Below are 12,961 nucleotides of genomic sequence, written 5' to 3'. Positions count from 1 at the left end.
GACTTTTCGCCCCCCCCGAACCGCGGCATCAATGCAATGTCTGCGCGAAACACAGTCGACGAAATCAATCGACTTGGGGAGGTCGTAGCGCGCCCTCCGCCGTCGGCTCTCCGGAACGCGCGCTGAGCCGCTGTCGCGGGATCGGCGCATCGTCGTCGGTCGGGAGCGGCGCATCCCGAGCCGTGCCTGCGGCGGATCCTTCGAACGGCACCTATAGTCCGCGCGTCGACGGCGTGATTCCGGTCAGGCGATCTCAGATAGGTGCGGGCGCTGGGACGATTCGGGATCGGTCCGGGGAGGGTGCGATGGCGGATGTACTGATCGTGGGGGCCGGTCCGGTCGGTCTGACGCTCGCCTGCGAACTCGCCCGGCACGGGGCGCGCTGCCGGGTCGTCGATGCTGCGGCGCGGCCGTCGCCCTATTGCCGCGCGATCGGGGTTACCCCGCGCACGCTGGAAGTCTGGGAGGACATGGGCCTCGCCCGCGAGATGATCGACGCGGGTCTCTGGCTCACGGGCCTGCGCACGATCCTGCACGGCCAGCCGCCAATCGACGCGGTCAGTCCACCGCTCGATCTGCCCTACGCGTCGCTCGGTCTGCCCCAGTTCGAGACCGAGCGCGTCCTGAACCGTCAGTTGGAGCGCTTTGGAGTCCGGGTCGAGCGCGGCCTGCGCCTGACGGCCCTGGAGCAGGACGGCGCCGAAATCCGCGCGCACCTGCAGGAGGCGGACGGTGCGGTCGCGGAGGCGCACTTCCGCTACGTCGTCGGCTGCGACGGTGCCCACAGCACGGTCCGGCGCCAGCTCGGCATCCCGTTCGAGGGCGAGGCCTATCCCTGGCCGTTCATGCTCGGTGACGTGCATATCGCCTGGGATGTACCCTACGGCCTCGCGGTCCGGGCGCTGCGACTGAACGAGGACGCCCCGCCCGACATGTTCATCGCCATCCCGCTCCCCGAGCCGGGCCGCTACCGCGTCTCGATGCTCGCGCCGCAGCATCTGGTGCCGGCGGGCGGGTCGGACCACGGGATCCAGGCCGAGCTTCAAGGCCCGTCGCTGGCCGACCTGCAGGCCGTGGCCGACGATCTCCTGCCGGACGGCTCGCGCCTGTCGGACCTGCGCTGGTCGTCGGTGTACCGCATCAGCATGCGCCTCGCCGCCGCCTATCGGCGCGGCCGCTGCTTCCTGGCGGGCGATGCCGCCCACATCCACCCGCCGACCGGCGGGCAGGGGATGAACACCGGGATCCAGGACGCCTACAATCTGGCCTGGAAGCTCGCCCTGGTTCTTCGGGGCGCCAGCCCCGAGGCTCTCCTCGACAGCTACGAGGGGGAGCGGCGCCCGGTGGGCGCGGACGTGATCGCGCGGACCCGGACGGCGAGCGAGGGATACGGTCGGGAGCGCGGCGGCGCGCCGGACCGCCTCGCCGACACGCAGGTCCTCGTCAGCTACCGGAACACGGCCTGGATCACCGGCGACGCGACGGAGCCGACGGAGGCCGGCACGAGGGCCGGCGACCGGGCGCCCGACGTCAACGGGCTGGTCCGCGACGGACTCGGCTTCCCAACGCGGCTCTTCGACGAACTCAGAGGCACCGAGCACGTCCTCCTCATTTATGCAGCCGGGATGTCGGACGCCGTGGCCGGCCCCGATCTGCCGATCTGGGCCCGCCAGCACCGTACCCGCGTCCGGGTCGTCGTCATCGGCAGCGTGGTGCCCATCCCGGGCGTGACGACGCTCGCGGATCCGACGGGGGCCTTCGGTAAGGCTTACGGCGCGGGGACCATGGCCTGCCTGATCCGGCCGGACGGGCACCTCGCTTGGCGCGGCCGGACGTGGCGCGAGCCCGGCTTGCACGCGCATCTCCGGCGCCTGTTCCCGTCGGCCTTCCCGCAATGAGCGCGTGCCGTGGCCGGCATCCGACCGGCAGCCCGGCCCCTCGTCCGAGGCCCAACCGCATCGACGCGCCCGCAATCAGGCGCCCGGCCCGCCATCCCGTCCGGTGACGCGCTTCGACCAGTCCTCGACCGCGCCGGTCCGCAAGCGTCGGCGCAGGAGCAGGCGCCAGCTCTCCGCCAGTTCCGGGATCGCGCTCGCGGCGTGCAGCTCGGACCGGTTGCGCGTGTCGACGTAGAAGAGGTGGATCAGGCGCGCGAGCGACCAGTCCGGCCGCGGACGCGCGCGGAGCTCGATCCTGTCGCCCGGCTCGGCGACGCCGTCCTCGAGGACCCGCCAGTACCAGCCCGTCCGCCCCGTTCTCTGCACGGCGAGCGCCATCCCGGATCGTCCGAAGCGTCGGTCGAGCTTGAAGCAGGGCTGGCGCCCCTGGCTGACCTGTAACAGCGCCGAGCCGAAGCGGGCGACGTCGCCGACGCAGACGTCGCGCTCCGTCCAGCCCGTCGTGGCGAGATTCTCACCGAAGGCGCCCGGTGCGGAGAGCAGCGGATGATCGCCGATCTCGGTGGCCCAGGCGGCGTAATGGTCCTGCGGATACTGGTGGAGCGCCTTCTCGGGACCGCCGTGGTACCGGAGATCGGCCTGGACATCGCCCACGAGACCGGTCGCCGTGATCCGCCACGGCCCGGGAACGGGGTTCTTGACGATGCCGCTCGGCGGACCGTCCGGTCCCAGCGGCGCGACCGGGCCGGCGAGGACGAGCGGGAGGACGGGTGGGAGAAGAGGCGCCGTCATGGCCGCGTTGCCTCCGTGAGCCTACAGCCGGCTTCCTCGCACCCGTCCGGTGCCAACTTCCCGCGCATCGATCCCGTGCCCGGTGCCGCGATCAGCGAGCCCACGAGGATCCCGAGCGCGAGGTCGTCGACCTGCCCGAAGGCGTGTTCCCGGACGCGTCCGTCGCGGTCGATGACGATCGTGGTCGGCGTTCCGCGCATACCGTAGCGCCGCATCGTCTGCGGGATCGGACTGTCGTCCTCGCGGAAGTCGACGGCGATCGGCAGGGTCAGACGATACTCGTGGATGAAGGCTTCGAGGGCGACTTCGGTCATGGCGGCATGATGCTCGAACACCGCGTGCAGGCCGATCACCGCGACTGCGCCGTTGCCGGCAAACATCCGGTGCAGCTTCTCGGGCTGCGGCGTGCCGTGCGCCACGCAGCCGGGGCACAGCATCTGGAACGCGTGCAGCACGACGACCGTGCCGCGCAGCGCGGCGAGGGAGAGCGGCGCGGGCGTGTTGAACCAGCGACCGGTCACGAGTTCGGGGGCCAGGATGGTCATGCCGCTTCTCCGGAGCTCCAGTCGTCGATGACGGGCGGCCGTCTGGTCGCATCGGCCGCTGGCCGCGCGGCGCCCTGTCGAGGCGCGGCCCGCGGGTGTGGCGGCCGGGCGGTGGCAGCCGCCGGGCCGCGGAGGCTCACTGGGAGCGGAGGCCGAACGAGATCCCGTAGGCGGTGCGGCGCGCCGCGAAGATCTCGTCCTTCGGCGCGTCGATGCCGTCTGCCAGCTGTCCCGGGTCGAAGGTGCCCTGGTCGCAGGTCTCGTTCGGCTCGATGCCGGTCACCGCGATCGTGCCGAGGGTGACCGCCTTCCGGTCGTCCTCGTTGGTCCACCGCTGGGTGATGTCGCTGCCGAGATCGTCGTTGGGCCCGGCGAGCAGGGCCACGACGTCGAACCCCGCCGGGCCCTTCGACAGCTCTTCCCGAAGCGCGTCGGCCAGGAAGTGTGCAGGCTTGCCCTTCGCCTCCTCGTCGCTGAGGGTGATCTCGCCGGCTCGGGGCACGATCTTGAACTTGAAGGGCACGGCACGGCCGTCCGCGTTGAGCCCCGTGAACGTGTGCACGCCCCAATAGACGAGGCCGGCATAGCTGCCCGGGACAGGCTTGCCGGCGACGAAGGCCGCCTGGCGCGTCGTCTCCGGATTGGCCTTCGCGAAGGCCGCGATGGCCTCCGGATTCGGCTTGCCGTCGGGGCCGGGAACGCGGACCTGCAGGAACGCGAGCATCTGGTCGACGGTCCGCGCGAAGTGGACCGGCGCGTTCTCGAACAGCAGATGGGTCTCGCCACCGTCCGACAGGAGCTTGATCGAGAAGCCGCGCAGGACAGTCCTGGTCGCGTCCGGCACCGACGGGTTGCCGCCGCCGACCGAGAACCGCCCGACGAGAGGCCACGGCCGCGTGAAACTGATCGACCGCGTCACCTGTCCCACTTCGGCCGCAGGGGTGTAGGTGCCGCGGACGCACTGTCCTTTGGCGAAGGTCGGGCGCACGCCGGGCCGACTGCCGGCGACTGTGCGCAGAGCCTCCACCAAGTCCTGGGCATCGGCGGCGATCGCCCCTGTCGGCGGCGCGAGGAGCGCGAGAAGGATCCCGCCGAGGCGTGCCAGCGCCGCGATCCTCGGCGCGGTCGGCGCCCTCACGGGTCGGCGATCGATCACGTCTGCGCGCGGCGAGAGCCCGGCCGCGGCCGGGGGTGGATCGTCGAGGCGGGCATATGCCATGGTGACTCGTCCTTCTCTGATGCTCGGAGGGGGATCTTCCGGCGGTTCGGCGATGACAGTCGCCGAACCGCTTCCTGTCGCGCGTCCTACTTCTGAGGGGTCACCTTGCCCGGCAGTGACAGGTTGCCCGAGGCGACCTTGAAGACGTCGCTGACGCAGAGCAGCGGCGCGTGCAGGTTGCCGTTCACCTTGAGGCCGGACGTCACCCCGTCGAACGAGGCACCCTTGATGCCGGTGATGAGCGAGACCGGGATCTCGACCTGAACCGTGTCGCCCCGGAAGGTGGTCGGGTAGTCCGGGCTGTCGATCAGGAGCGGGACCTTCGGCCAGGTCGGCGGAACCTTCGGCTTCGCGCCGTCCGGGATATCGACGACCTTCAGGCCGCCGCCGCAGGCCGCGTCCTTGGCGAGCACCACCCAGTGCGGGTGCCAGACATGGCGGTTCCTGGCACCGTAGGCCGCGTCGTCGAAATCGGGGTGGAAGGTGACGGCGAGCGCCACGATACCCTGAGCCTTGTCGAAGCCGATCGCGTCGCTATCGAGGGTCGTCGGCCAGACGTAGGCGTAGACGCTCGAGCCCTCGAACTTGCCGGTGGCATTCGGCTTGTCCTTGCCCGCCTCGCCCCGGACCCGGGTGGTGAAGACGGCGGTGTCGCCCTTGGTCGCGATCGTCGTCTCGACGATGTCGAACGACGCCAGGACAGCGGGACTCGGCTGCGCCCGGATGGGCCCGGCCGAGGCACCGGTGGAGAGCGCGCACAGAGCCGCCGCCACGAGGCCGACGCCCCGTGCCTTGATCCTCGTCATGACGATGTGTCCTTTCAGGTCTCTCGTGGTGCTCGGAGGGGCTGCGATCCATTCGCGAAGGACGTCCAGGTGGCAGCCTGGACGTCGGGATCGGCCGCTTCATGCTCGCTGCAATCGAGCCGGAGATCCCGGGTCCCGATCGCAGCGTTCACGAAGGCGCAATGGTGGGGCTGGGCCTCGGCCGGATGGGCGTTCGGCCTGAAATGGCGGCAGCTGACGCACATCCGCTGCACGGGGATGGCACCCGCCTGCTGCAGGGTCCGGATGAGCTTGATCTGGGTCAGGAGGAGATCTGCCTGCTCAGGCGGCGCCAGCCGCGCCAGAGCCGACATCACCTGTGACGTGGCCGCGGCGAGGGCGCGCCCGAGCGCGCGGCCTTCGTCGGTCAGGCGCACGATCGCCGCGCGGGCATCCGCGGGATCGGGCGCGCGCGTCAGCAGGGCCTTGCGGGCGAGCGCGGCGAGCGTGTCGGCCATGCTCGGTGCCGAGACGGCCAGATGCGCGGCGATCTCCTTCGCCCTCAGGCCGGCCGGGCGTCCCGCGAGCAGCGCCAGCACCTGCGCCTGTGTCGGATTCAGGCCCGCATCGCCCGCGGCCGCCCACAGATCGGCCCGCAGCACGAGGGCGACGCGCTCGAAGCCCTCGCGCAGGCGGATCAGGACGGGATCTGGGTCGGCCGCGTGGTCCATGAGAGGATAATTAGGAGTCCTAAGTATTAGAGTCAAGCGGAGCGGCAACCGTCGCTCCGTACGCGCACCGCAGTCCTGAACCGGGCCATTGCTTCCGGAGGACGGCCTCCGACGGCGACGGCTCCGTCCGGCACGATCGTCGGTCGCGGCGCCACAGGATCGGCGCCGACATCAGGACGAAGCGACGCGCGCGAAACAGTCGGACCTCCGCGGCGACGAACAAGGGGGCGCCGACCCCTTTTCCGACGTCCGGAACGGTCGTGACGCAGGTGCATTCTCTTCCGGATCGAAGAGGAGCATCAGCATGCGCATCGTGGGACAAGCATCCGCCATCGCTCTCGTGACACTCATGAGCGTCGGTGCGGCTGAGGCGAAGGGCTGTATCAAGGGCGCGATCATCGGCGGTCTGGCGGGCCATTACCTCGCCGAGCGCGGCGTCGTCGGCGCCGTCGCCGGCTGCCTGGGCGGCCGCTACCTCGCCAACCGGCAGGCGCGGCGCAAGGAGATCGAGTACGGGTCGCGGGTCCAGCCGCGCGACACCGGGTACGGCGCGCCCCAGGCCTACCCGCGCCGGTCCTACAGCTACTGAACACCGGCGGGGGCGGCTCGGGCCGCCCCCGCGTCTACGGTCTTCGATCCGCTGTATTGCCTGTGCGATCAGTCCCGCGCGGGACCGATGGCGAGGCTGATCGCGTCCGATCTTGGGAGACGACAGCCGGGTTGGATCAGCCCTTCTTGCCCTGCTTGTAGCTCTGGATGGCGCCCTGGCAGCCCGGCGACAGCTTGGCCATATTCTTCTCGAAACAGGCCTGGGTCTCGGGCCCATCGTCGGGCGGCATGCCACCGCAGAAGGTCGTGAAATCGCCCATGCATTGCTGCTGGAGCGCCGCCTTGTCGTCGGCCGACATGGGCGCGGCGAGCGCGGCCGTGGCCCCTGCGGACAGAAGCAGAGCAGTCGTGATCAGACGTACCGGCATAGCGATGCTGTTCCTCGTGTCGATGAACCGCTCAGAAAGCCGGACGGGCGCCAAACCGTTGCATGCGGTGCGCCGATGATCGGAAATAAAAAAAGAGGCGCCCGGTCGGGCGCCTCTCTACTCCGCATCAATCCGGGTCGGATCAATCGTCCCAATCGTCGTCGTGGTAACGATGACCGTACCCGCGACGCTCGATCACGCGAAAATCCGGACGATCCCAGTCTCGGTGGCCGAAGCGAACGCCGCGATAGCCGTCGCCATAGCCTTCGCGCACGATCACGCGAGAATGGCCGTGACCCGGACCGTAGCCGTAGCCATAGCCGCCACCCCACTCATGGGCCTGAGCGGCAGAGACTGCACCCAGCAGCGCGGTGCCGGCGACCAGGGTCGTGATAAGCTTCTTCATACTCCAACCTCGTTCATCGAACTGAAACGAGAAATGCAGTCGCCAATCATCGCGTTCCACGGCTCACGAAATTAATCAATCCTGCCGTTCATCGACAATTCATCTTCGACGATCCGCGCCTCATGAGCCGGAACCGAGCCCGGATCCTTATTGATCAGCATTGCTCGACTTGCAGCTGGTTCGTCCCGTCGAGCAAAATAACCGGACGGGACGACGGTCGTGTCAGCGACGGGTGCCGGTCGAGTTGGTGCCGGTGGTGCCCGTCGTGCTTCCGCCGCTTCGCGACGTCGAACCGGCCGAGTCCGTCCCGCCGGACTTCATCTCGTGGCCCGGCGCGTAACCGGACGCGCCCGGGCTCCCGGCCCGGCTCCCGCGATCCTGCATCTCGTGGCCCGGAGTCTTGGACGAGGCCCCCTGCTCGGCGGCGACGGCGCTGCCCCCGAGAGCGAGGGTGGCGAGGACGATAATCGGCAAGCGTGTCATGGGGCGTCTCCTGTTTTGGAGCCCCTAAACGGCAGGGTCGCCGGGACCGTTCCGACAATTCGTGCCGCTATCGACGTCGTGACTGCGCACGATCACGCTGTGAACGCCTGTTCCACCGGGACCTGTGCCGTTCCATCGCCACCTGTTCTTATTCTCGGACCAGAGCGATCCTGAAGACCGCGCGGTTATTCGGAGAGGCTTCGAGCTGACCGGCCTCGTGCCTTCGCGACGGCGGGGAACGGTTTGCCGCGGAGCACCGTATCTGGGGCGACGCGGGACGCCCCCGCTGTGAGGAAGGCATCCATGATCCGCACGCCAACGCTGATCCTGCTCGGCACACTGACACTAACCGGAGGCATCCTCGGATCGACCTCGGCCGCCTTCGCCGATCCGCCCTGGGCCCGCGGAGAGCGGGGCTTCCGTCACGGCGGCCCGCCACCCTGGGCGCCCGCGCACGGCTATCGCCGCCACCGTGAGTTCGGTGGCTACGGACGCAGGGACGCGCGCTTCTACGAAGGGCGACGTTACGGTGGCTATCGCTACGATCGCTACTGACGGTCGCGATATCGCTCCGAACTCGCGCGGTCGACGACTACCGCCGCGCGAGACGACGCGCCAGCGATTCTCGCAGGCATATGCGCCGATTGGATATGCGCCGATTGATGGCCCGGCGACGCGGTCACGCCCCTCCGACCGGCGCCCGCGCCGGCAAGCGGGTGGCGAGGACCTTGTCGATGCGACGGCCGTCCATGTCGACCACCTCGAGACGCCACCCCTCCGCCACGAACGCGTCCCCCGCCGCCGGAATGCGGCCGAGCTGGAAGATCACGTAGCCGGCCAAAGTCGTGTAGTCGTCCGTGCCCGGCGGATCGTTGAAGGCGAGACGATCGAACGCGTCCTCGGCCGGCATCATGCCGTCGATGAGCAACGAGCCGTCCTCGCGCTCGACGACCGCCGGGTCCTCACCGACCTCGGGTATGTCGCCCGCGATCGCCTCGAGGAGATCCGTCTGCGTGACGATGCCTTCCAGGCTGCCGTACTCGTCGACGATCACCGCCAGCTGCACGGGGTTGCGCTGGAAGCTCTCCAGCGCCGTGAGCACCGTCATGCCCTCGTGGACGACGTTCGGCGGCCGCATGGCGGTGGCGATATCGAGGGCTCGCCCGTCGAGGATCTGATCGAGCAGATCCTGCTTGCGCAGCACGCCGACGACCTCGTCGATGCCGCCACGGCTCACGACGACATGGGCGTGGCTGCAGGCGCGGACCGCCCGCGTGATCTCCTCGGGCGATCCGTCGAGGTCGACCCACTCGACCTCGTGGCGCGGCGTCATGATCTCGCGAACCCGGCGGTCCCCCAGCCGGAAGATGCGCTCGACCGCTTCCTGCTGGGCCTCGCGGATGAGGCCTGCCTCGCGGCTCGCCTCGACCAGGAGGTTGAGCTCGGCCGTCGAGTGGTGGCCGCCCTCGCCGTGGCCGGGCTGCAATCCGCACAGGCGCAGGACGCCGTTGCCGAGCCCGTTGAGAAACAGGATGGCCGGGCGGAACACGAACAGGAACACGCTGAGCGGACGGATCACCGCCAGGGCCGTGCGCTCGCTGCGCTGGAGCGCGAGGCTCTTCGGCGCCAACTCGCCCAGCACGATGTGCAGCGCCGTCATGATGACGAACGAGATCACCACGGCGACCGTGTGGGCGGCTGCCGTCGAGAGCATGTCCGGCAGCCACGTCAGGGTGGGCAAGATCAGGTGGGCCAGCGCCGGCTCGCCGACCCAGCCGAGCGCCAGGGACGAGATGGTGATGCCGAGCTGCGTCGCCGCGAGGTGGGCGTCGAGGTGGTCCGTGGCCCAGAGCAGCGCCTTCGCGTTCACGCGCCGCTCGGCGACGAGTTCGGCGACGCGACTCCTGCGCACCGCGACCAGGGCGAACTCCGCTGCGACGAAGAAGCCGTTCGCCAGAACCAGGGCGAGGACGGCAAACAACCCTAAGGCAGTCGCCCAACCGTCGTCCAAAATCGACACCTCCCGTGTGGCCGTCGCGCCGGCCGCGTCCCGACGGTCTCTACAGGAGAGCGGCGGCGCGGCCTACGGGCATCAGAGCCCGACCGGCCTCAGCGTTGTCCCCGGCGAACCTCAGCAAACACCGGGCCGCCCGCACCCCGGCGTCGGACAATCCTGTAGGGCGTTCGTGAGCGCGGGCGCTTGTCCGCGAGGGTGATGCGCCGACCGTCAGGCATTCGCGAGCCGCGCCGACGACGGTGCGCCGGGCGTGACCCGCCGGCCCCGGCGAGACAGGTTCATGCCGGGCGCCGGGACTGGGGGACATCCCAGGCCACGCGCGGCACCGATCCGCGGTCGGATGTCAGTGGCTGCCGCCGAGATACGCCGCCCGCACGGCCGGATCGTTGCGCATCTGCTGCGCCGGGCCCTGGAAGCGGATCCGGCCGTTCTCCAGCACGTAGGCGTGGTCGGCGACGCCGAGCGCCGCCATGGCGAACTGCTCGACGAGCAGCATCGTCACCTGCTCGGCCTTGAGCAGCCGGATGATCCGGAAGACCTCCTCCACCAGCTTGGGAGCGAGGCCCATCGAGGGCTCGTCGAGCAGGAGGATCTCGGGCCGCAGCATCAGCGCTCGGCCCATGGCAAGCATCTGCTGCTCGCCGCCCGAGAGCGTGCCGGCGAGCTGGGCGCGCCGCTCCTTGAGCCGCGGGAACATCTCGAAGGCCCGCTCGCGGTCGGCCGCGACGTCGCCTTTCGGACGCGAGCCGGTCAGGCGCGGGAAGGCACCGAGGGTCAGGTTGTCCTCGACCGAGAGCGTCGGGAAGACGCGCCGGCCCTCCGGCGAGTGCGCGAGGCCGAACCGGGCGACGTCGTGGCTGTCGAGGCCGCCGATCTCCTGTCCGTTGAGGCGGATCGAACCGGCCCGCGGCCGGATCATGCCCGACAGGGCGCGCATCGTGGTGGTCTTGCCGGCCCCGTTGGAGCCGATCAGCGCCACGACCTGGCCCTTCGGAACCTGGAAGTCGAGGCCGTGCAGAACCTCCACCTGGCCGTAGCCGGCCGACAGACCCGTGACCTCAAGCATGGGTCATCTCCTCGTCGGCGACGGGGCTGCCGAGATAGGCCTCGACCACCTTCGGGTCGGCCTGCACTTCGCGGGCGCTGCCCTCGGCGATCTTGTGGCCGAAATCGAGGACGCTGACGCGGTCGCACAGGCCCATGACCACGTCCATGTGGTGCTCGATCAGGATCACCGTGATGCCGGCATCGCGGATCTTGCGGATGATCGCCGTCAGCTCGGCGATGTCGGGGGCGGTGAGGCCCGCGGCCGGCTCGTCGAGGAGCAGCAGGACCGGGTCGAGGGCGAGCGCGCGACCGATCTCGAGGAGCCGCTGCTTGCCGTAGGGCAGATTGCGGGCCTCCACCTGCGCCAGGGCGCCGAGGCCCACGAAGTCGAGGATCGCCATGGCGCGGGCGCGCTGCTCGCGCTCCTCCCGGCGCCGCCGGGGCGTGCCGAGGATCGCGTCGAACAGGGTGCCGCGGAAGCTGTGGTGCAGGCCGACCAGCACGTTCTCGAGCGCGGTCATCTCGCGGAAGAGCTGCACGTTCTGGAAGGTGCGTGCCACGCCGGCAGCGGCGATCTCCGACGGGGTGCGCCCGTCGAGGCGCTTCGTCCCCTGGCCGCGCGCGAGGGTCACGCTGCCGCCGGTCGGTTTGTAGATGCCGGTGAGCACGTTCATCATCGTGCTCTTGCCGGATCCGTTGGGACCGATCAGCCCGTGGATCGTGCCCGGCCGCACCGTGAGATCGACGCCGGCCAGCGCCTTGAGGCCGCCGAACTGCATCAGTGCCTGATCGACGGTGAGGAGCGGGTCGGCGCCCCGGTCGCCGCTCTGCACGCTGAGGGCCGCGCCCTCGGCATGGAGGCTCTTGCCCTCGGCCGTGTGGGCCGGGCGCAGGGCGGGGATCTTCTCACGGAGGAAGCCCACGATCCCGTCCGGCAGGTAATACACCACGAACAGGATCATCAGGCCGAAGACCGTCAGCCGGAAGTCGGTGACCGATTCGAGCGCGAGCGTGGCCGGGAAGAAGGCGAGGCAGAGCGCGACCGGCACCAGCAGGGCGAACCGGTTCTCTGCGCGACGCAGGAGGGCGAGAGCGCCCACGACCAGTGCCGCGGCGGCGATGATCCCCGCCATGATCCGCACCAGGCCGATATCGGCGAGCACGTTCGGCATCATCACGATGATCGCCGAGCCGATGATCGGCCCCGCCCGCGACTTGCGGCCGCCCATCGTGACGGCGAGGAGGAACAGCACGGTCAGCTCGAACCCGTAGGAGTTCGGCGCCACGTAGCGCTCTGACCACGCGAACAGCGCGCCCGCGAGGCCGGCCAAAGCCGCCGAGATCACGAAGGCGTAGACCTTGTAGCGGTAGACGCTGACGCCCATGCAATCGCAGGCGATCGGCGAGTCGCGCAGCGCCTCGAAGGCGCGGCCGTAGGGCGAGCGCACCACCCGGTTGACGACCAGGATCGTGGCCAGTAGCGCCAGACAGACCAGGTAGTAGAACTCGAGCTTGCGGCCGGCCGCGCCCCAGGGGGCCTGGAGGCCCAGCAGCGAGAAGTCGAGGACGCGGGCCGGCGGCAGGGTGATGCCGAGGGGACCGTTGGTCAGCGGCGTCAGCTCGTTGATGAAGATCTGGACGATGGTGCCGAAGGCCAGCGTCACCATGGCGAGGTAGGGGCCGGTCACCCGCAGGGCCGGCACGGCGAGCAGCACGCCGAAGGCGGAGGTCACCCCGATCCCGGCCAGGATGCCCCACCAGATCCCGAGCTTGAAGTGCAGGAACAGCACCGCCGCCGAGTAGGCGCCGACGCCGAACAGGCCGGCATGGCCGAGGCTCACCTGCCCGGTATAGCCGACCACGATGTCGAGCCCGAGGATCAGGATCGCGTAGATCGCGATCACGATCATCAGGTGGATGTAGTACGAGCTCGTGACCACGTGCGGGAAGACCGCGAGGCCGACGACCAGCAGCACGGCGCCGAGGATGCCGACGTGGCGCGACAGGCTGGGGGCGGCCGCCGGGGCGGGCGCTTCGGTGGGGGCGAGGGTCTGCGCCATGGCTCAGGCTGCCGTGAGAATT

The 12,961-nt window shown here is 69.9% G+C and carries 14 protein-coding genes; 3 read left to right on the top strand and 11 right to left on the bottom strand.

Annotation, left to right across the window (positions count from 1 at the left end; all coding sequences use genetic code 11):
- Positions 1-305 precede the first annotated feature (305 nt).
- Positions 306-1,898, top strand: coding sequence for an FAD-dependent monooxygenase (locus LXM90_RS21970; RefSeq protein WP_020091648.1), 1,593 nt, complete (start codon positions 306-308; stop codon positions 1,896-1,898).
- 75 nt (positions 1,899-1,973) lie between these two features.
- On the opposite strand, the gene LXM90_RS21965 is transcribed toward LXM90_RS21970, so the two are convergent.
- From LXM90_RS21965 to LXM90_RS21945, 5 genes are all read right to left on the bottom strand, one after another.
- Complete coding sequence (locus LXM90_RS21965; RefSeq protein ID WP_020091649.1) at positions 1,974-2,690, bottom strand: MOSC domain-containing protein; 717 nt, start codon at positions 2,688-2,690, stop codon at positions 1,974-1,976.
- Positions 2,687-3,235, bottom strand: a complete 549-nt coding sequence (locus LXM90_RS21960) for a peroxiredoxin family protein (RefSeq protein WP_020091650.1) — start codon at positions 3,233-3,235, stop codon at positions 2,687-2,689. Before LXM90_RS21960 ends, LXM90_RS21965 begins: the two co-directional genes overlap by 4 nt.
- A gap of 136 nt (positions 3,236-3,371) precedes the next feature.
- Positions 3,372-4,373 (bottom strand): catalase, encoded by a 1,002-nt coding sequence (locus tag LXM90_RS21955; RefSeq protein ID WP_234081046.1) that lies wholly within the window; start codon positions 4,371-4,373, stop codon positions 3,372-3,374.
- 167 nt (positions 4,374-4,540) lie between these two features.
- Positions 4,541-5,260, bottom strand: coding sequence for a hypothetical protein (locus LXM90_RS21950; protein WP_020091652.1), 720 nt, complete (start codon positions 5,258-5,260; stop codon positions 4,541-4,543).
- A 14-nt stretch (positions 5,261-5,274) separates the two neighbouring features.
- A complete protein-coding gene (locus LXM90_RS21945; RefSeq protein WP_234081045.1) occupies positions 5,275-5,997 on the bottom strand; it encodes a MarR family transcriptional regulator in 723 nt (240 codons plus the stop codon).
- 256 nt (positions 5,998-6,253) lie between these two features.
- Here LXM90_RS21945 and LXM90_RS21940 point away from each other — a divergent pair, with 256 nt between their 5' ends.
- Positions 6,254-6,538, top strand: a complete 285-nt coding sequence (locus LXM90_RS21940; protein ID WP_020091654.1) for a hypothetical protein — start codon at positions 6,254-6,256, stop codon at positions 6,536-6,538.
- Between the two features lie 136 nt (positions 6,539-6,674).
- Here the strand turns inward: LXM90_RS21940 and LXM90_RS21935 are convergent, their stop codons facing one another.
- From LXM90_RS21935 to LXM90_RS21925, 3 genes are all read right to left on the bottom strand, one after another.
- Complete coding sequence (locus LXM90_RS21935) at positions 6,675-6,926, bottom strand: hypothetical protein (RefSeq protein WP_020091655.1); 252 nt, start codon at positions 6,924-6,926, stop codon at positions 6,675-6,677.
- Positions 6,927-7,068: 142 nt separating this feature from the next.
- Positions 7,069-7,332, bottom strand: a complete 264-nt coding sequence (locus tag LXM90_RS21930; protein ID WP_042674661.1) for a hypothetical protein — start codon at positions 7,330-7,332, stop codon at positions 7,069-7,071.
- A gap of 222 nt (positions 7,333-7,554) precedes the next feature.
- Positions 7,555-7,815: a hypothetical protein gene (locus LXM90_RS21925; RefSeq protein WP_020091656.1), complete on the bottom strand. Its 261-nt coding sequence runs from the start codon at positions 7,813-7,815 to the stop codon at positions 7,555-7,557.
- Between the two features lie 303 nt (positions 7,816-8,118).
- Between LXM90_RS21925 and LXM90_RS21920 the strand changes: the two genes are divergently transcribed.
- Positions 8,119-8,370: a hypothetical protein gene (locus tag LXM90_RS21920; RefSeq protein WP_042674660.1), complete on the top strand. Its 252-nt coding sequence runs from the start codon at positions 8,119-8,121 to the stop codon at positions 8,368-8,370.
- A 124-nt stretch (positions 8,371-8,494) separates the two neighbouring features.
- Here LXM90_RS21920 and LXM90_RS21915 read toward each other — a convergent pair whose 3' ends face one another.
- From LXM90_RS21915 to LXM90_RS21905, 3 genes are all read right to left on the bottom strand, one after another.
- Complete coding sequence (locus tag LXM90_RS21915) at positions 8,495-9,796, bottom strand: CNNM domain-containing protein (protein WP_020091657.1); 1,302 nt, start codon at positions 9,794-9,796, stop codon at positions 8,495-8,497.
- 379 nt (positions 9,797-10,175) lie between these two features.
- Positions 10,176-10,898: an ABC transporter ATP-binding protein gene (locus LXM90_RS21910; RefSeq protein WP_010682999.1), complete on the bottom strand. Its 723-nt coding sequence runs from the start codon at positions 10,896-10,898 to the stop codon at positions 10,176-10,178.
- Positions 10,891-12,939, bottom strand: coding sequence for an ABC transporter permease subunit (locus tag LXM90_RS21905; protein WP_020091658.1), 2,049 nt, complete (start codon positions 12,937-12,939; stop codon positions 10,891-10,893). The genes LXM90_RS21910 and LXM90_RS21905 overlap by 8 nt, the downstream gene beginning before the upstream one ends.
- Positions 12,940-12,961: the final 22 nt, after the last annotated feature.

This window comes from Methylobacterium oryzae (assembly GCF_021398735.1).
GTDB lineage: Bacteria > Pseudomonadota > Alphaproteobacteria > Rhizobiales > Beijerinckiaceae > Methylobacterium.
This window is presented reverse-complemented; position numbering and strand designations above follow the sequence as displayed.

Bases quoted from the DNA above. Each gene is read 5' to 3' on its own strand.
- LXM90_RS21970 (WP_020091648.1), top strand. From the start codon at position 306: ATGGCGGATGTACTGATCGTGGGGGCCGGTCCGGTCGGTCTGACGCTC.
- LXM90_RS21965 (WP_020091649.1), bottom strand. From the start codon at position 2,690: ATGACGGCGCCTCTTCTCCCACCCGTCCTCCCGCTCGTCCTCGCCGGC.
- LXM90_RS21960 (WP_020091650.1), bottom strand. From the start codon at position 3,235: ATGACCATCCTGGCCCCCGAACTCGTGACCGGTCGCTGGTTCAACACG.
- LXM90_RS21950 (WP_020091652.1), bottom strand. From the start codon at position 5,260: ATGACGAGGATCAAGGCACGGGGCGTCGGCCTCGTGGCGGCGGCTCTG.
- LXM90_RS21940 (WP_020091654.1), top strand. From the start codon at position 6,254: ATGCGCATCGTGGGACAAGCATCCGCCATCGCTCTCGTGACACTCATG.
- LXM90_RS21935 (WP_020091655.1), bottom strand. From the start codon at position 6,926: ATGCCGGTACGTCTGATCACGACTGCTCTGCTTCTGTCCGCAGGGGCC.
- LXM90_RS21930 (WP_042674661.1), bottom strand. From the start codon at position 7,332: ATGAAGAAGCTTATCACGACCCTGGTCGCCGGCACCGCGCTGCTGGGT.
- LXM90_RS21925 (WP_020091656.1), bottom strand. From the start codon at position 7,815: ATGACACGCTTGCCGATTATCGTCCTCGCCACCCTCGCTCTCGGGGGC.
- LXM90_RS21920 (WP_042674660.1), top strand. From the start codon at position 8,119: ATGATCCGCACGCCAACGCTGATCCTGCTCGGCACACTGACACTAACC.
- LXM90_RS21910 (WP_010682999.1), bottom strand. From the start codon at position 10,898: ATGCTTGAGGTCACGGGTCTGTCGGCCGGCTACGGCCAGGTGGAGGTT.
- LXM90_RS21905 (WP_020091658.1), bottom strand. From the start codon at position 12,939: ATGGCGCAGACCCTCGCCCCCACCGAAGCGCCCGCCCCGGCGGCCGCC.